At 72.6% G+C, this 17,191-nt stretch carries 17 protein-coding genes; 7 read left to right on the top strand and 10 right to left on the bottom strand.

All coding sequences use genetic code 11. From position 1 onward, the window contains the following. Positions 1 to 4 precede the first annotated feature (4 nt). Positions 5 to 1,534, top strand: coding sequence for a gamma-glutamyltransferase family protein (locus QSK36_RS01585; RefSeq protein ID WP_285781074.1), 1,530 nt, complete (start codon positions 5 to 7; stop codon positions 1,532 to 1,534). A 47-nt stretch (positions 1,535 to 1,581) separates the two neighbouring features. Here the strand turns inward: QSK36_RS01585 and hrpA are convergent, their stop codons facing one another. The 3 genes from hrpA to ppgK all read right to left on the bottom strand — a co-directional run bounded on the left by hrpA (position 1,582) and on the right by ppgK (position 7,003). After that, entirely contained in the window at positions 1,582 to 5,508 is a 3,927-nt protein-coding gene (gene hrpA, locus QSK36_RS01580; RefSeq protein WP_285781073.1) for an ATP-dependent RNA helicase HrpA, read from the bottom strand. 73 nt (positions 5,509 to 5,581) lie between these two features. Continuing rightward, on the bottom strand, positions 5,582 to 6,085 hold the full coding sequence (locus QSK36_RS01575; protein ID WP_183536093.1) for a winged helix-turn-helix domain-containing protein: 504 nt from the start codon (positions 6,083 to 6,085) through the stop codon (positions 5,582 to 5,584). Between the two features lie 180 nt (positions 6,086 to 6,265). Further along, the gene (ppgK, locus tag QSK36_RS01570) at positions 6,266 to 7,003 is read right to left on the bottom strand and encodes a polyphosphate--glucose phosphotransferase (protein WP_182901489.1); all 738 of its coding nucleotides are present in this window, start codon (positions 7,001 to 7,003) and stop codon (positions 6,266 to 6,268) included. Positions 7,004 to 7,156: 153 nt separating this feature from the next. Here ppgK and QSK36_RS01565 point away from each other — a divergent pair, with 153 nt between their 5' ends. Then, on the top strand, positions 7,157 to 7,447 hold the full coding sequence (locus QSK36_RS01565) for a hypothetical protein (protein ID WP_182901490.1): 291 nt from the start codon (positions 7,157 to 7,159) through the stop codon (positions 7,445 to 7,447). A 93-nt stretch (positions 7,448 to 7,540) separates the two neighbouring features. Here the strand turns inward: QSK36_RS01565 and QSK36_RS01560 are convergent, their stop codons facing one another. After that, entirely contained in the window at positions 7,541 to 8,467 is a 927-nt protein-coding gene (locus tag QSK36_RS01560; RefSeq protein WP_183536091.1) for an NmrA family NAD(P)-binding protein, read from the bottom strand. A gap of 100 nt (positions 8,468 to 8,567) precedes the next feature. On the opposite strand from QSK36_RS01560, the gene QSK36_RS01555 reads away from it, so the two are divergent. Together QSK36_RS01555 and QSK36_RS01550 are read left to right on the top strand one after the other, a co-directional pair. Next, positions 8,568 to 9,137, top strand: coding sequence for a TetR/AcrR family transcriptional regulator (locus QSK36_RS01555; protein WP_285781072.1), 570 nt, complete (start codon positions 8,568 to 8,570; stop codon positions 9,135 to 9,137). 40 nt (positions 9,138 to 9,177) lie between these two features. Continuing rightward, the gene (locus tag QSK36_RS01550; protein WP_285781071.1) at positions 9,178 to 9,720 is read left to right on the top strand and encodes a nucleoside/nucleotide kinase family protein; all 543 of its coding nucleotides are present in this window, start codon (positions 9,178 to 9,180) and stop codon (positions 9,718 to 9,720) included. A gap of 88 nt (positions 9,721 to 9,808) precedes the next feature. Here QSK36_RS01550 and QSK36_RS01545 read toward each other — a convergent pair whose 3' ends face one another. Together QSK36_RS01545 and QSK36_RS01540 are read right to left on the bottom strand one after the other, a co-directional pair. Continuing rightward, positions 9,809 to 10,207, bottom strand: a complete 399-nt coding sequence (locus tag QSK36_RS01545; protein ID WP_285781070.1) for a cupin domain-containing protein — start codon at positions 10,205 to 10,207, stop codon at positions 9,809 to 9,811. Positions 10,208 to 10,238: 31 nt separating this feature from the next. Continuing rightward, entirely contained in the window at positions 10,239 to 10,922 is a 684-nt protein-coding gene (locus QSK36_RS01540; RefSeq protein WP_285781069.1) for a class I SAM-dependent methyltransferase, read from the bottom strand. 109 nt (positions 10,923 to 11,031) lie between these two features. Here QSK36_RS01540 and QSK36_RS01535 point away from each other — a divergent pair, with 109 nt between their 5' ends. Next, positions 11,032 to 11,469, top strand: coding sequence for an Hsp20/alpha crystallin family protein (locus QSK36_RS01535; protein ID WP_183536084.1), 438 nt, complete (start codon positions 11,032 to 11,034; stop codon positions 11,467 to 11,469). A gap of 102 nt (positions 11,470 to 11,571) precedes the next feature. On the opposite strand, the gene QSK36_RS01530 is transcribed toward QSK36_RS01535, so the two are convergent. After that, complete coding sequence (locus QSK36_RS01530) at positions 11,572 to 12,432, bottom strand: universal stress protein (RefSeq protein ID WP_285781068.1); 861 nt, start codon at positions 12,430 to 12,432, stop codon at positions 11,572 to 11,574. Between the two features lie 157 nt (positions 12,433 to 12,589). On the opposite strand from QSK36_RS01530, the gene QSK36_RS01525 reads away from it, so the two are divergent. Next, on the top strand, positions 12,590 to 12,859 hold the full coding sequence (locus tag QSK36_RS01525; protein ID WP_139580661.1) for a DUF1876 domain-containing protein: 270 nt from the start codon (positions 12,590 to 12,592) through the stop codon (positions 12,857 to 12,859). A 124-nt stretch (positions 12,860 to 12,983) separates the two neighbouring features. Here the strand turns inward: QSK36_RS01525 and QSK36_RS01520 are convergent, their stop codons facing one another. The 3 genes from QSK36_RS01520 to QSK36_RS01510 form a co-directional block, all read right to left on the bottom strand. Further along, entirely contained in the window at positions 12,984 to 15,176 is a 2,193-nt protein-coding gene (locus QSK36_RS01520) for a S8 family serine peptidase (RefSeq protein WP_285781067.1), read from the bottom strand. A 156-nt stretch (positions 15,177 to 15,332) separates the two neighbouring features. Beyond that, positions 15,333 to 15,617: a hypothetical protein gene (locus tag QSK36_RS01515; protein WP_183536078.1), complete on the bottom strand. Its 285-nt coding sequence runs from the start codon at positions 15,615 to 15,617 to the stop codon at positions 15,333 to 15,335. 22 nt (positions 15,618 to 15,639) lie between these two features. Next, the gene (locus QSK36_RS01510) at positions 15,640 to 16,239 is read right to left on the bottom strand and encodes a hypothetical protein (protein ID WP_285781066.1); all 600 of its coding nucleotides are present in this window, start codon (positions 16,237 to 16,239) and stop codon (positions 15,640 to 15,642) included. Positions 16,240 to 16,409: 170 nt separating this feature from the next. On the opposite strand from QSK36_RS01510, the gene QSK36_RS01505 reads away from it, so the two are divergent. Further along, positions 16,410 to 17,120 (top strand): Crp/Fnr family transcriptional regulator, encoded by a 711-nt coding sequence (locus tag QSK36_RS01505; protein ID WP_285781065.1) that lies wholly within the window; start codon positions 16,410 to 16,412, stop codon positions 17,118 to 17,120. The last annotated feature ends 71 nt before the right edge of the window (positions 17,121 to 17,191 follow it).

Below are 17,191 nucleotides of genomic sequence, written 5' to 3'. Positions count from 1 at the left end.
GAACGTGAGCGAGACTCGGTATGCCCTGAACGGCATGGTGTGCACGGTCGATCATCTGGCCTCGGCGGCGGGCGTCGCCATGCTCGACAAAGGCGGCAACGCCGTGGACGCGGCCATCGCCGCCAACGCCGTGCTGGCGGTCACCGCCCCGCACATGTGCGGTCTCGGCGGCGACCTGTTCGCCCTCGTCCACGACGGAACCGTGAGCGCGCTCAACGCCTCGGGGCGGGCGGGCTCTGGCGCCGATCCCGGCCGGCTGCGGGCGGAGGGCCTCGGCCGGATGCCCCACCTGTACGACATCCGCTCGGTCCCGGTGCCCGGCTGCGCCGACGGGTGGCTGGCGCTGCATGAGCGGTACGCCCGCCTGCCGCTCGCCGACCTGCTGGCCCCCGCGATCCGCCTCGCGTCGGAGGGCTTCCCCGCCTCGCCGCTGCTCGCCCCGGGCGGGGAATTCATCGGCTCGCTGCCCGGAGCCGGGGACTTCGCGGCCGCCCGCCGCGCCGGGGACGTGATCCGCAGGCCCGGCGTCGCCAGGGCCCTCACCTCGCTCGGCGAGGGCGGCCGTGCGGCGTTCTACCAGGGCGAGTTCGGCAAGGGCCTGCTGGAGCTGGGCGGCGGCGAGTACACCGAGGAGGACCTGGCCCGGCCGAACGCCGACTGGGTGGAGCCGCTGAGCGTCGAGGTGTTCGGGCACCGGATCTGGACCGTTCCGCCGAACTCCCAGGGCTACCTGCTCCTGCTGGCCCTGGAGATCCTCGCCGAGCTCGGCCCGCCCGCCGACCCGGCCGACCCGCGCTGGGCCCACCTGCTGGTGGAGTCGGCGAGGGCGGCCGGGCACGACCGGCTCGACGTCCTCCACGAGGCCGCCGCCGCGCCGCTCGGCACGGCCGCCGCCCGCCACGCGCTGGTCGACCCCGAGCGGCGCTCCCCCCTGCCCGACGCTCCCGCCGGGCCTGGCGACACGACGTACCTGTGCGTGGTCGACGGGGACGGCATGGGCGTCTCGCTCATCCAGTCGAACGCGTCGGGCTTCGGCAGCCTGCTCTTCGAGCCCAGCACCGGAATCAACCTGCACAACCGCGGCATCGGCTTCTCGCTCACGCCCGGCCATCCCGCGGAGTACGGCCCGGGCCGCCGTCCGCCCCACACGCTGTGCCCGGCGCTGGTCACCCGGCCGGACGGGACGCTGCGCACGGTCCTCGGCACGATGGGCGGGGACGCGCAGCCGCAGATCCTGTTGCAGCTGGTCACCCGCCTGCTCGCGCACGGCCAGACGCCCGGCGAGGCGATCGCCGCGCCGCGCTGGGCGCTCGGCAGCGGCACCGGCTTCGACACCTGGCGGTCCGCCCCCGTCGTGGAGGTCGAGGAGGGCGCGCCGTGGGCGGACGGCCTGCGCGAGCGCGGGCACGCCGTCGAGACGGTGGAGTGGGGCTCCAACTTCGGCCACGCCCACCTGATCGACCTACTCCCGTCGGGCGTGCTCGCCGGGGCGGCCGACCCCCGCGCGCTGATCGGCGCCGCCCTGGGTCGCTGAACGGAGACCCGGCCGCACAGACCAGCCGCCCAGGTCAAAGGCTCAGATCAGCCGGCCCGGGCGGCGGACTCGACCTGCTGCATGGCCTTGCGGATGCGCTTCTCCGAGACCGGGGTGGGCGTGCCGAGCTGCTGGGCGAAGAAGCTCACCCGCAGCTCCTCGATCATCCACCGGACGTCCCGTACGGCCTTGGCGTCCCGCTCGGCGGGCTTCAGCCGGTCGAGCAGGTCACGGTACTCGTCCTCGACGTCGTGCACGCGGTGCATCCACTCACGGTCGCGGTGGGGGTCGTCCGGGAGCTTGTCGAGCCGGCGCTCGACCGCCCGCAGATAACGGTGCACGTCCGGCAGCCGGTCGTAGCCCGTCTCGGTGACGAACCCGTCGTGCACCAGCCCGTCGAGCTGGTCGGCGATGTCGGCCCTGAGATCGGCCACGCCGCCGCCCAGCGCGCCGAGCCGGTTCTGCGCGGCGTGCCAGGCCGCCAGGACGCGCTCCACGCGCGAGACGACCTCCTCGGTCGTCTCGAACAGCGAGGCGCGCACGTGGTCGCGCAGCCGCTCGAACCCGGCCTCGTCCCAGACGGGCCCGCCCGCCCCCGCCATCAGCGTGTCGGCGGCGCACGCCGTGCAGTCGTCGAACAGGGCGGCGGCCCCGCCGTGCGGGCTGCGGCTGAGCGCGAGCTTCTGCGCGGTGGTCAGGGTCCGCAGGATGGCCTTGGCCGGATTGACCACGTTGAGCAGCAGCAGCCTCCTGGTGCCCGCCCACATGGCCCTGTCGCGCTCGCGCTCGGTCTCGAACATCCGGACCGCGACGCTCGTGCCCTCGTCCACCAGGGCCGGGTAGGCCCGCATCCTGCCCTGCTCGAACACCTTCGGCAGCGTGCCGATCGTCCAGCCGTGCAGGCCGTCGCGTTCGAGGTCGTCGGCGGCCTTCGACAGCGTGGCGCGCAGCTTCGGCGCGAGCCGCCGCTTGAGCGCCTCCAGGTCCTTGTCCTCGTCCACCGTGCGCTTGCGGTCGTCGATCACCCGGTAGGTGATCCGCAGGTGGGCGGGGAGCTGGTCGAGGGCCCACGCGTCGCGCGGCACCTCCACCCCGGTCAGCGCCCGCAGCTCGCGCTCCAGCGCGCCGAGGATCGGCTCGCCGCCGGGCCGTACGCGTTCCAGCACGGCCTTGGCGTAGTTGGGGGCGGGCACGAAGTTGCGGCGCAGGTTCTTCGGCAGCGACCGGATGAGCGCGGTGACGAGGTCCTCGCGCAGGCCGGGGATCTGCCAGTCGAAGCCGGTCGGGTCGACCTGGTTGAGCACGGCCAGCGGGATGTGGACGGTCACGCCGTCGGCCTCGCCGGTCTCCACCGCGCCGGGCTCGAAGCGGTAGGTCAGGCGCATCCGCTGGCCGTTCTGCCGCCAGGCGTCGGGGTAGTCCCTGGCGCTGACCCCGGCGCTGTCGTTGACCAGCATCTCCGGCGAGAACGTCAGCAGCTCGGGCGTCTCCCGCGACGCCTGCTTCCACCAGCTGTCGAAGTGCCTGCCCGAGACCACGTCGGCCGGGATCCGCTGGTCGTAGAAGTCGAACAGCGTCTCGTCGTCCACGAGGATGTCGCGGCGGCGGGCCTTCTCCTCCAGCTGCTCGACCTCCTCGAGCAGCTTGCGGTTCTCGTGGAAGAACTTGTGGTGGGTGCGCCAGTCGCCGTCGACCAGCGCGTGCCGGATGAACAGCTCCCGGCTCAGCTCGGGGTCGATGCGGCCGTAGTTGACCTTCCGCTCGGTCACGATCGGCACGCCGTACAGCGTGACCTTCTCCAGCGCGACGACGGCGGCCTGGTCCTTCTCCCAGTGCGGCTCGCTGTAGGTGCGCTTGACCAGGTGCTGCGCGAGGGGCTCGATCCAGCCGGGCTCGATCTTGGCGTTGACCCGGGCCCACAGCCGGGAGGTCTCCACCAGCTCGGCCGACATCACCCACTGCGGCTGGGCCTTGGCCAGGGCCGAGCCGGGGAAGATCGCGAAGCGGGCGTTGCGGGCGCCGATGTACTCCGTGATCGGCCTGCGGCCGTCCTGCCTGCGCTTCTCGACGACGTCCTTGACCCCGATGTGCGACAGCAGGCCGGCCAGCAGCGACTGGTGGATCCGCTGGGGGTCGGCGGGCACGCTGTTGGGCACGATGCCCAGCGTCTTGGCCACCTGGCGGAGCTGGCTGTCGATGTCCTGCCACTCGCGCACACGCAGGTAGTTGAGGTATTCGGCCTTGCACAGCCGCCGGAACGCGCTCGACGACAGCTCCTTCTGCCTGTCGCGGAGGTGGTTCCAGAGGTTGAGGTAGGTCAGGAAGTCCGATTCCTTGTCGGCGAAGCGTCGGTGCTTCTCGTCGGCCGCCTGCTGCTTGTCGGCCGGCCGCTCGCGCGGGTCCTGGATCGACAGCGCGGCCGCGACGATCATCACTTCACGGGCGCAGCCGTTCTTGTCCGCCTCCAGCACCATCCGGGCGAGGCGGGGGTCGACCGGAAGCTGGGCCAGCTTGCGCCCGAGCGGCGTGAGCTGGGTGCCCTTCCCCGCCTCCCGGCCCGCGACCTTGTCCGCGAGGGCGCCGAGCTCGAGCAGCAGGTTGACGCCGTCCCTGACCTGACGGCTGTCCGGCGGTTCGACGAACGGGAACGCCGCGATGTCGCCCAGGCCCAGCGAGGTCATCTGCAGGATGACGCTCGCCAGGTTCGTACGGAGGATCTCGGGGTCGGTGAACTCCGGCCGGGAGAGGAAGTCCTCCTCGGAGTAGAGCCTGATGCACACGCCGTCCGACGTACGGCCGCAGCGGCCCTTGCGCTGGTTGGCCGACGCCTGGGAGATCGGCTCGATCGGCAGCCGCTGGACCTTCAGCCGGTGGCTGTAGCGGGAGATCCGCGCCGTGCCCGGATCGACCACGTACTTGATGCCGGGAACGGTCAGCGAGGTCTCGGCGACGTTGGTGGCCAGCACGATCCGCCGGCCCCGGTGGGACTGGAAGACCCGGTGCTGCTCGGCGGCCGACAGCCGCGCGTACAGCGGGAGGACCTCCTCGGGACGGCCCTTGAGCGCGTCGGCGGTGTCGCGGATCTCCCGCTCGCCGCTGAGGAAGACCAGGATGTCGCCCGGCCCCTCGGCGCACAGCTCGTCCACGGCGTCGACGATGGCCTGGGTCTGGTCGTCGTCCTCGTCGACGGGGCGGTAGCGCACCTCCACGGGATAGGTGCGTCCGGACACCTCGATCACGGGCGCCGGCTCCCCGCCCGGTCGGGCGAAGTGCCGGGCGAACCGCTCGGGGTCGATGGTCGCGGAGGTGATGACCACCTTGAGGTCGGGCCGCTTGGGGAGGAGCTGCTTGAGATAGCCGAGGATGAAGTCGATGTTGAGGCTGCGCTCGTGCGCCTCGTCGATGATCAGCGTGTCGTACTGCAGCAGCAGCGGGTCGGTCTGCATCTCGGCGAGCAGGATGCCGTCGGTCATCAGCTTGACCAGCGTCCCGTCGCTGGAGTGGTCGGTGAAGCGGACCTTGTAGCCGACCGCCTCCCCCAGCTCGATCGACAGCTCCTCGGCGATGCGCTCGGCGACCGTGCGGGCGGCGATGCGGCGCGGCTGGGTGTGGCCGATGAGGCCATGGACCCCCCGGCCGAGCTCCAGGCAGATCTTGGGGATCTGGGTGGTCTTCCCCGAGCCGGTCTCACCGGCCACGATCACGACCTGATGGTCTCTGATCGCTGTGAGCAGGTCGTCCTTGTGCCGGCTGACCGGCAGCTCGGGAGGGTAGCTGAGGGCGGGAAGGGCCGCGCGGCGCGCGGCCACGCGGCGTTCCGCGGCCTCCACGTCCCCCGCGATCTCCTGGACGACGGACTGGCGGGCGGCGCGGTCGCGGACCCGGCGCATGCCGTCGAGACGGCGGCGCAGCCTGCGCTGGTCGCGCAGCATCAGGTCGGGGAGGCGGGCCTGGAGATCGGCGAGCGTGTTCATTCCATGCTCAAGGATAGGCAACACCCCCCGCCGATCTGCCAGCCGTTTTTCCGGCGGCCCTTTCCTGGCGGTGTCAGCGGCGGCGCGACGGCTGATACTTGTACCCCACGTTGCGCACCGTCACGATCCGGCCCGCGTGCCGGCCCAGCTTGCGGCGCAGCCGCAGGACGTGCACGTCGACCGTACGGCCGCCCTCGTCGTCGTACCGGTCCCAGACGGCGGCCATGAGCTGGCGGCGGTTGTAGACCCGGCCGGGGGCCGAGCTGAGGTAGTCGAGCAGCTCGAACTCGCGGAAGGTCAGCTCGATCTCCTCGCCGTCGGCCCGGGCCACCCGCGCGGCCCGGTCCAGGACCAGCTCCTCCTCGCCGGGGGCCGCCCGCCGCTGCAGGGCGGCGGCCGGCGGCTCCGGCGCGTCCGCCGCGACCGCGGCGGGCACCAGGTAGCCCACGATCATCAGCACGGCGCCGGTCTCCGGCACCGGCAGCACGCCGAGCACGGACCCCTGTCCGAGGTCGGGGGGCTCGTGGCCCTGCTCGCGCCTGCGCTCCACAAAGTCGATCACGTTCTGGTGGGACATGCCCCTCTCCTTGCCTCGTGGCGTACCGGACGGTGGTGACCGCGGTCGTCAACAGGCGGCGGCGCAGACGCGCAGCAGGTCGATGTGCCGGCGCTGGGTCAACCTCCCCGAGGAACTCATGGGATCATCATGGCAGCGATATTACCCGCTGTCCAGGTAGGAATAAGGGACTTCTATCGCTCAAGGGATGCGCGCGGCCCCCGCGGCGGCCATCGCCGCGCCGATGATCCCGGCCTCGTTCCGCAACACGGCGGGCACCACCGGGGTGTCCCCGAGATCGACGTACGGCAGGAACCTGTCGGCCTTCTTGCTCACGCCCCCGCCGACGACGATCAGGGTGGGCGACAGCAGGTCGCGCATGTGCCTGAGGTACTCCTCCACGCGCCGGGCCCACTTGTCCCAGCCCAGGTCCTCCTCCTCGCGCACCCGATCGGAGGCGCGGTGCTCGGCCTCCTTGCCGCGGATCTCGATGTGGCCGAACTCGGTGTTGGGCACCAGCGTGCCGTCCACGAAGAGCGCGCTGCCGATCCCGGTGCCGAAGGTCAGCATGAGCACGACCCCGTGCCGGTCCCGGCCCGCGCCGAAGGTCATCTCGGCGACGCCGGCCGCGTCCGCGTCGTTGAGCACGACCGTCTGCTCGCCGAACAGGTCGGCGCCCTTCACGCCGATCCACGACTTGTCCACGTTGGCCGCCGTCCTGACGACCCCGTCGAGGACCACTCCGGGGAAGGTGACGCCCATCGGGCCGGTCCAGGAGAAGTGCTCCGCGATCTCGCGTACGGCCTGGGCGACGGCCCCCGGCGCGGCGGGCCGCGGCGTCGGGATGCGCAGGCGCTCCCGGGTGAGCACGCCGGCGGCCGTGTCCACCGTGGCGCCCTTGATCCCGGAACCGCCGACGTCGATGCCCAGAACTTCCATGACTACCCTCCTGGTCCGGCTGGACGGCTACCCAGCCGTCCCCGCCTCATGCGCGGTCGCGAGTATCGCACGGCGTCGTGGGACCGGCCGGGTTACGTGCGGACAGGCCGGGTACGCCCCGAATCGGGGCAAATCACCACAAGGGGGACACGCATGATCAGGACACTCCACAAGATGGGACTGCGCTCCAATCACATGTACAGCGCCGCTCTGGGGTCGATCGGCATGTCGATCGCCTCATGGATCGTCTCGAACAAGTACGAGGCGGCCGGCATCGAACGCGCCGATCGCTGGGCGTTGTTCGTCGGCGAGTGGGCGCCGACCTTCTTCGCGATGGGGGTCGCCCTGCGGATGGAGGAGATGGCCCAGGAGAAGGGGCAGGAGACCCCCGAGTGGCAGGAGCAGAGCAGCGACATCCGCCGCCCCACCCGCGCCGGCGTGTAGCGAGGGCGGGCAAGGGCTTCCACGAGCGGCCCGGAGGGACCGGACGGCCCCTCCGGGCCGCTGCGCGACCACCCCCGGCCGTCCCGGGAGGCGTCAGGCCACGGCCCGCAGGCGCTCGTGCGCCCAGTCCTCGAAGGTAGTGAGCGGGATGCCGAGGGCCCGCGCGTACTCCGGGCGGGCGGACTGACCGACCACGTTGAGGAATTCGTGTGCGGCGACGCCGTAGCCCGGCATCCCCGCGGCGACCGCCTCCTCCGCGGTCATGTCGGGCGCGGTCAGCTCGGTGCGCAGAGCCCGGGAGAGGACCGCGGCGATCTCTTTCATCGGCCGGTGATCACTGGCCAGTTCCAGTTCGACGCCGTGGAACCGCTCCGGTGCCGCGAAGGCAGCGGCGGCCGCCGCGCCGATGTCGTGGACCGCGACGAGGGAGAGCCGGGTCCCGGGCTTCAGCACGGTCACGATGCCCCCCTCGACGCCGCGGGGAAGCAGGTACGCCGCGGACGGGAGGAAGTTCTCCATGAAGAAGCCCGGCTTGATGATCGTCCAGTGTGTGAAGCCCGCCTCACGCACGCGATCCTGGGCGGCGGCCTTGGCGGCGAGGGCGGGCTCCAGCGACGCCCAGCGGCCTTCGGCCCAGCCGGGGGCCTCGGTGTGCTGCCCCGCGCCGGTGACTGACGTGTGCACGAACTGCGGCACGCCCGCGGCCAGCGCGCCCTCGACCAGGTTGACGGCCTGGACCAGCTCGCCCTCGAAGTCGAAGGCGCCTGCCCGCAACGGCGGCATCTGCACCGAGAAGACGGCCCGGGCTCCTCGCGCGGCCCTGATCACGGAGTCACGGTCGCGGAGGTCGCCGGTGACCAGCTCGGCGCCGAGTGCTTCGACCGCCCTCGCTCGTTCGGTCGCGGGGTCGCGGACCAGTGCCCGGACAGGGACGCCGTTCGCCAGCAGGGCACGGGCGGTGGCGCCCCCCTGCTGGCCGGTGGCGCCGGTGACCAGAACGGGTGCGGAATCGATTGCCATGAGGCCCTCCTAGGGCGAGCATAGAAACGGCGGGGCCCGCCGTTTATGCTTCGGTACAATACGGCGGACCCCGCCACTTAGCAATCGATGAGGTGACACCATGCCCGTCCAGCGTGCGGACGCCCGGCGCAACTACGCGCGCCTGCTCGCCGTGGCAAAGGAGGCGATCGCCGCGGAGGGCCCCGACGCGTCCCTGGAGCAGATCGCCCGCACCGCGGGAGTCGGATCGGCCACGGTGCGCCGGCACTTCCCCAATCGGCAGTCGCTGCTGGAGGCGGTCTTCCGCGAGCGGGTCGAAACCCTGTGCGCGCACGCCCGCGAGCTGACCGGCAGGGCCGACACCCGGGCCGCGCTGCTGGAATGGCTGAGCGCCGTCCTCGCGGACGCCGCGACCATCCGTGGGCTGGCCACCGCGCTGACCCGCGACCGGGCGGCCGGCCCCGACGCGGCGCAGGAGCACTGCTGCTCGGCGCAGCTCACTGAGGCGGGCGGCCCGCTGGTGCGCCGCGCCGCGGATGACGGCGCGGTGGCACCGGGCGTGACCACCGGCGACCTGCTCGCCCTGATCACCGGCATCGCCCTGGCCACGGAACACCACCCGGATCCCGCCGCCGACGCGCAGCGACTGCTCGGCCTGTCCATGGCGGGACTCAGCCCTCGTCAGGGGTGATGGAGGTCGGCACGCCGGTGCTCCATTAGGCTCGGCGCGCGTGACCCCCGATCCCGCCGCCGTCGCGCGCTGGCTGCGCACGCGGCCCGCCCGCGGGGCCGGCATCCGCGTCCTGGCCGTCGAGGGACGCTCGGGTGCGGGCAAGTCGACGCTGGCCGCCGCCGTGGCCGCGGCGCTCACCGCGCCGGTCGTCCGCATGGACGACCTGTACGACGGCTGGGACGGCCTGCAGGCCGGGGTGGACGCCCTGCTGGAGTGGGTGCTGCGTCCCCTGGGCCGCGGGGGCCGGGCACGCTGGCGGCGCTACGACTGGACGCGGGGCCGGTACGCCGAATGGCACGAGATCGCCGGGGCGGACGCCGTCGTGATCGAGGGCGTGGGCTGCGGCGCCCGCGAGGCGGGGCCGTACCTCAGCGGGCTGGTGTGGCTGGAGGCCGGTGAGGAGGTCCGCCGCGCGCGGGCGCTCGCCCGCGACGGCGAGCTGTACGCGCCCCACTGGCGGCGCTGGGCCGAGCAGGAGGAGCGGTACTACGCCCGCCATCACGTGCGCTCCCGGGCCGACCTCGTCATCGTCACCGACTGAGGCGCGTCAGGAACGGACCCGCACGCCGACCTCCCTGAGGGGACCCTCGGGGCCGGGCCGACGGCCGCCGAAGCCGCCCGGCCGCCGCTCAGCCCAGGCCGGCGCGGTACTCCTCGTCGGTCACCGGCCCGTGCCAGTGCGTCTTGCCGCTCGCCGTGACGGCGATGTGCACCAGCGTGTCGTCGTCGGCGGCGCCGTGCCAGTGCTTCTCGCCCGGCTGCACGTGGACCCAGTCGCCCGGCCCGATGAGCGTGCCCTTGGTCTCGCCCCAGCGCGTCACCACCCCGCGTCCCGACAGCACGTACAGCGCCTGCTCCCCGTCGTGGGTGTGCCAGCCCGAGCGGGCCTGCGGGTCGTAGGAGAAACGCTGGGCGCGCAGGCCGTCCGGCTCCACCTCCTTCAGCGCCTCCGCCTCCCACACCCCGTCGGTGAACCTGTCCGGTCCCGGCCGGGTGGCCTTGATCTCGCCTTCTCGTACGAACCTCATCACGCGCTCCTTTCGCCCCGGGCCGGTCGCGTCATGCCGGCACCGCCCGCACCCATCCACGATCCCCGCCGGGGAAGCCCTCCATCGAGAGCCCGGCCTCGCGCAGCAACTCCTCGAACCGGTCGTCCGTGCGGCGCCTGCTGACGAACGTGTGCGTCCATCGCCGGTCCCCCACGACGTACTCCATCGTCGCGTCGAGCAGATCCGGCTCGGGCCGGCTCACGTCCGTCATCCGGATCACCCGTCCGTCGCCGCGCGTCTCCGACGGCCCCACCGTGTCGTACCACTCGGGCGGCTGGCGCTGGAGGATCACGCACCCGTCCGGGGCGACGTGGCGGCGGCAGGTCCGCAGGAACGCCCGGCACAGGTCGTCGTCGGCGGTGTCGATCACGTACGACATCAGCAGGACCACGTCGAACGTCCGGGGCAGCGACAGGTCCTGGATGCGGGACAGGACCGTCTCCGCCCCGTGGATGTGCGCGAGCATCTCGGGCGACTCGTCCACGGCGACCACCTCGTGGCCGAGCGCGAGGAGGGCGTGGGTGATCCGGCCCGCCCCCGCGCCGAGTTCGAGGATCGCCGCACCCTCCGGTATCGCGGCGTGGACGATCTCGGGTTCGCCGGCCGGCGTGAGCGTCGCGTAGTAGTCGACCGCGCACCCGTCCGGAGTGATCGGGCCGGGGCCGGTGCCCTGATGAAGCCGTTCTGGCAGCATGATCACCATCCTGCATCACGAACCGGACAGCGGCCCAGCCGTGGCGATTTGTCTGATTTCTGTCGGGTACTTCTCTCATGATGAGTCTTGCCGGACGGAGGTGACAGGCATGAGCGTTCCGATGAGACGGGAGTCCAGAGGTCTCGTTCCCGACCTGTTCGACCTGCTGGAGGCGCCGATGGCCGCGCTCCGGCCGATGGCCGGGCAGCAGATGCGGCTTGAGGACTACGTGAAGGACGACCGGTACGTGCTGCGCGCCGAACTGCCCGGGATCGACCCGGACAAGGACGTGGAGATCAGCGTGTCGAACGGTGTGCTGACCATCCACGCCGAACGGCGCCACGAGGAGCGGCAGGCGCACCGCACCGAGTTCCGGTACGGAGCCTTCACCCGGTCGGTCGTGCTGCCGCCGAACGTGGACGAGAACGACGTGAAGGCGACCTATGACAAGGGACTCCTCGAGGTGAGCGTGCGGCTCGCCGAGGAGCGGGAGGAGCGCAAGCGAATCCCGATCGAGAAGCCGGGAGCCGGGCAGCAGCAGAGCTGAAGCGCCCACGCCGGGCCCGTCCGCACCGCGCGGACGGGCCCGAGCTCGCTCGGCTCAGGGCCGGCGTAGGGCCCGCCGGCTCAGGGCAGGCTCGGGGCAGGCTCAGGGCGCCGACGGGGACCGTACGACGGCGACCGGGCACTCGGCGTGGTGCAGCACTCCCCGGCTGACCGAGCCGAGCATCGCCGAGCCCAGCGCGCCCCGGCCATGGGAGCCGACCACGAGCAGGTCGGCACCACGTGACGCCTGGACGAGCGCGTCGACCGGATGCCCGTAGGCGATCTCCTCGCGCACCGGCACCTCGGGATAGCGCCTCCGCGGGTCCGCCAGCTTCTCCCGCGTCACGCGCTGACGGGCCTCGCGCACCTCCTCCACGTCATAGGTGATCTCGGGCGCGAGCGGATGGGCGGGCAACTGCCAGGCGTGCACGGCGCGCAGCGCGTCGCCGTGCGCCCTGGCCTGCTCGAAGGCGTACGCCAGGGCGGGCTCGCATTCGGGCGAGTCGTCCACGCCCACGGCGACCTCCCCCCTCTCGCCGCTCCACCCGGGCCGTACGACGACGACCGGGCAGGGGGCGTGCCCGGCGACGTGGGTGCTGACCGAACCGACGACGATGCCGGCGAAGCCGCCGAGTCCCCTGCTGCCGAGCACGATCTCGACGGCCTCCTTGGCCTTGTCCCGCAGGACGCGGGAGGGGATGCCCTCGATGATCTCCGTACTGATCTCCACGTCCGGCTGCCGCTCGCGGGCCACTGCCTCCGCGGCGGAAAGCGCCCGCTCGGCGTGCGCGGTGAGCGGGTCGCCGCCCGAGGCGGGGAACTTCGGGATGCCGTACGCCCAGTGGTCCACGACGGAGACGAAGCGCAGCGGGCAGCCGCGGCGGGCGGCGTCGTCCGCGGCCCACCGCACGGCGGCCGTCGCGGCGGGCGAACCGTCGGTGCCGACGATGATCGGGCCGGGCATGGGCGCTCCTTCCTTCCGCACTGGCCTTTCCGACCTGGAACCTTCTCCATGTCACCACCGGCGGCCGCGCCCCTCCAGGGTCGTAGGTCCTCGGCCCGGGGCCGGTGCCGGGGCCGCGCGGCCGGGGGGGATGCTGGAGTCCTGGAGGTGGTCCGACATGGAATCGAAGCGCTGGACCGTCGAGATCTTCGTGAACGAGGACGACAACGACGACGTCACCACCGCGACCGCCGTGCTCTACACGCCCGCGGGACGACGCCACGAGAGCGTCGGCCGAGCCCGCCGCAACCCGTCCGACCGGCCCGTGCCCGAGATCGGCGACGAACTGGCGGCCGGACGGGCCCTCGCCGACCTGGGGGCGAAACTCATCGGGGATGGCGCGGAGGACGTGGCCCAGCTCGCCGGCCCCGCCTACGAGTCGTACTGAGACCCCGGCCCGTTCCCCGGGGGCTCCGCCCGAGCCCCCGGGAGTCCGCGCGGCACGTCCTCATTCCACGGCGTCCTCATACCGCGGCGTCCTCATTCCACGGGGTCCTCATTCCGCGGGGTCCTCATTCCGCGGGGTCGGCCGGGTCGTCGCCGAGGAGCCCCGCGGCCCGCATCTCCTCCGTCAGCCAGGCCATGGCGGCCTGCTCGCCTCCGGCCGGGCCGGTCCCGGCCGTCGGCGTGCCGTTCGCCGTACGGGGACCTGCCGGGACGTCGCCCGCGGCGCCGCCGGGCGTCCGGCCCACGCCGGGCCCGGTGACGTACGGCCGGGCCGCGCGCGTTCCCCCTCGCTTGCCCCGTGTCCCCGCCCCGCCGGGCGCTCCGCCCTGGTCGGCCGGCGGGACGCCGCCGCCGGTCGCCGTGGCGCGCCCGCGCGGGCCGCCGGTGACGAGACCGCCGGGCACCGGCCCGTTGGCCGTCGTGCCCGCGCCGCACGCCGCCTGCGCGGCCATGCCGGGATGGGCCCCCGGGCCCGCCTGGCCGCCATGGCCCGGATGCCCGGCGTCGCCGCCCGGTCCCCAGGCCGCCGACGCGAGCAGTCCCGCGCCGGTCATCTCGGCGGTGAGCTGCCCGAGCAGCGTGTCGGCCTCGACCGGCTCGGGCGTGATCTGCGCGAGGGCGGGCGCGAGAGCGCGCAGCGCGTTCGGCATCCCCGCGCCGGTGCGGTGGAGGTCGCCGAGGTTCAGCGGGACGCAACTCGATTTGATGATGTGGAAGAGGTGATCGACCCGCCGCGCGTCCCGTCCGCTGAAGGGGCCCCGGAAGTCGCCGTGGTGGGCGAGCACCAGGGCCGCGAGGCCGGCGACGTGCGGCGCGGCCATGGAGGTGCCGTCCAGTGCGGCGTACCCGTCCGGAGGGACGGCCGACAGGACGGCCACGCCCGGGGCGCACACGTCGATCTCGGGGCCGTGACAGGTGAAGCGCGGCGAGAAGTAGCCGTCGCCGGTCAGCGGCCCGTGGATCTCGGCCTCGTGGGCGGTGCCGGGCGGGAACGCGTCGGCCTTGCCGACGGCCGCGACGGTCAGCACTCCGGGCAGGACGCCGGGGAAGCCGACCGGTCCTCCGTCGTTGCCGCCGGCCACCACGCACGCCACCCCCGCCTCGCGCGCCTGCTCGATCTTCGCGGCGACGAGCGGGGAGTGGTGCCTGCTGGCCAGGCTCAGGTTGACGACGTCGATCCGCTGCTCGATGCAGTAATCGAGCGCCTCGATGAGCTCGCTGAACCGCCCGCCCGGGAAGATCTTGCAGGCGTGCACCTCGGCCTCGACCGCGAAACCGACGACACCGCGGCCGTCGTCGGCGCCCGAGACGACGGCCGCGCAGTGGGAGCCGTGGTAGGCGGCGTCGACGGACCATCCGTCCGGCTCGCCGCCGACGAGGTCGACGCCGGCGCGGACGCGGTCACGGAGGTCGGGGTGCCGTATGTCGGCCCCGGAGTCGATGATGGCGATCCTGACCCCCGCGCCGCGCAGCGTGGGCGGCAGGCGGTCGAGGTTCATCGCCTGCTGGCCCCAGCCGAATACCTGCTTGCCGGGGAAACCGCTGAAGGTCTCCGACAGGGGCATCGGCTCGATCAGGTTGTCCCGGGTCGTGGACAGGGCGGGGCGGTCGATGTGGACGCTCCAGTAGCCGGAGCGGGGCCGGACCGTCACCCCGGTGATCGACTCCGGGGTCTCCCCCACCATCGTCACCACCGCGCGGCCGTCCGCCCCGGTGGACGTCTGGGCCGGCCAGCCGTGCCCGGTCACCAGGACGCTCGCGCCGGGCAGCGGCGTGCCGTCCGCGTCCCTGACCAGGAAGGCGAACGTGCTCTCCACGCCCGGCGGCACCACCGCCGGTGCGGGCCGCCGCCTGCGCGGCGGCTGGGGCACGTCGCTGTAGCTGAGCAGCCGGTCGCGCTCGAAGTAGAGCTGCGGATACTGCCGCCGCAGCGCCTCGACGTGCTCGGCGGTCGTCTCCGCCACGACCACAGCGGGGAACCCGGGTGCCTGAGCCCCCGGGTTCCCCGTCGTCCCCCGCAGGCGGCGCAGCACGCGCACCTCGGGGTCGTCCTCCAGCAGCCTGCGCACCGTGTCGCCGTCGAGAGCCGGCGCGGCTGCTCCCGGCGCCGCCGGGTGCGGCTGGGGCATCGCGGCCACCATGTAGCGCCGCGGCCGGGACTCCACCGGCTGCGGCGCCTGGCGGGACGCCTGCCGCCCCCGCGGGGACGCCGGGCGCGGCTCCTCGCTTCCGTCCTTGGGCTTGTCGTTATTGGTCACAACGTCTCCGACTCTCCCCAGCTCAGGCTGGTGTGGCCGGCCGCGCCCCGTACGGCGCGGCGGGCAGTTCAGGCTCTGTCATCACATTTCGCCGGTCTCGGGACGGCGGGGGCCCGGACCGGCCGCCGACCGGTCCGGGCCACCGAGGTGATCACGTCACAGCAGTGGAACCGTGGGCCGTCCAGGGGTGACGGCGCCGAGCGCGAACTGGATCTGCGCCAGGCACGCGTCGTACCGCCCGGCCCGGTACAGCTGTACCGCCTGCACCAGCAGCGGGACGATCCCCGCGACCTGGGGCGCCTGCGGGAGTGACGCCTGCAGCCAGCCGTACAGCCGCTGGAGCGTCACGGCACAGTGCGCCTGCAGCGGCGCGACCGGCGCCGGATGCCCCGTCGCGACTCCCACGGCCAGGGGCGTCACCGGACCCATCCCGGGACCCATCGACTCCACGGTGTTCCTCCGATCAGAGTGCGGCACCGGTCGGCACCGGGACCTGCTGAGCGGCCTGCTGGTGCAGCTGGCCGTACGGCTGGCCGTAGGCCTGGCCGTAGACCTGCGACAGCGGCTGCATGGTCAGCGGAACCTGCTGCCCGTACGCCCCGTGGATGGAGGGGGCGCCGAACTGAAGGGCCTGCTGGCCGGGGTGCTGGGCGTACGCCTGGGTGGCGTACGGCTGGCCGTAAACCTGCGGGATCTGCTGGGCCTGGGCCTGGATGGCCTGCAGGGCCTGCAGAACCTGCGGCGGAAGCATCTGCTGCTGAACCTGCTGCTGGATCTGCTCCCGGACCTGGTGCTGGTAGAGCACGCCCTCCAGCATCTGGCGGGCCGCGGGAGCGCCGTAACGCACGCTGCACCGCGCGACCTTGGTCCAGAAGGTCACCGGGCTCACCAGGTGCTCCTGCGGGAGGATGTGCTCCTCCTGCTGGATCATCGCCAGCGGCGACAGCTGCTGCTGCATCGCCGGGATCTGCTGACCGAGCTGCTGCAGGGGCGAGATCTGGTGCTGAGCGCCGTACCCCAGCGTGGTCGCCATGGACGTGGGGTTCATAGCTGTGAACGTCATATTCACTCCTTCGGAGCCAGTAGGTCCGGCCCATCGCCGATGTGATTACATCGCGTGACAGATCGGTCGCACAACGTTATAGGCGTAATGAGTGGATAAGGCCGACTTGGCACTCGGGCTCGGTGACGCAACGGACCGCGCCGGTCATACTCCCGCTTGGAGGTGTCGGCATGACGCAGAGTGCTGAGCGGCGTACCTGGTTACATGGATCGTTCCTCGACCTGCTCCCGGTGCGGGCGGGTGAGGAACTCCTCCGCCTCGGCTCCCTGCTGACGTATCCGAGCCGACATATGCTGATCCGGGAGGGCGACCCCGGCCATGCGGTCTACCTGCTGGTCGACGCGCTGGTAAAGGTCACGGCGTCCACGGAGAACGGCTCCAGGACGCTTTTGTCGATCCGGGCGAGCGGCGACATCGTGGGCGAGATGGCCCCTCTGACCGACCACCCGCGAACGGCCACGGTGACCACCTGCAAACGATCTCTCGTCTGTGTTCTGAAGGGTCCCGTCTTCACGGCTCATCTCGCCCGCACTCCCGAAGTCGCCGCCGTCCTCAGCCAGGTCACGATCGATCGTTTGCGCTTCGCCAACCGGCGGCGCCTCGACTTCGCGGGATACGAGGCCGACATCTGTCTGGCCCGGATCCTGGTCGATCTCGCCGTACGGCACGGGCGGCCCCGCCGCGAGGGCATCGACATCGGAGTGCCCGTCACTCAGGCCGAACTGGGCGAGCTCATCGGAATCAAGGAACGTACAGTCCAGAAGGCGATGCACGACCTCTCCGTACGCGGTCTCGTGCTGCAACGGCACCGGGGCGTAATCATCACGGACCTCGACGGCCTGACCGACTTCGCCGACCTGCGACTCCAATCGCCCGGCTGAAAGCCGCATCAATGCGGGCTGCGAAAAGCCCGCCGGAGTCATCGTGGTGCGGCCGACACAGACCAGCCAGG

The sequence above is a fragment of the Microbispora sp. NBRC 16548 genome (genome assembly GCF_030268985.1).
In the GTDB taxonomy this organism is placed as follows: Bacteria; Actinomycetota; Actinomycetes; order Streptosporangiales; family Streptosporangiaceae; genus Microbispora; species Microbispora catharanthi.
This window is presented reverse-complemented; position numbering and strand designations above follow the sequence as displayed.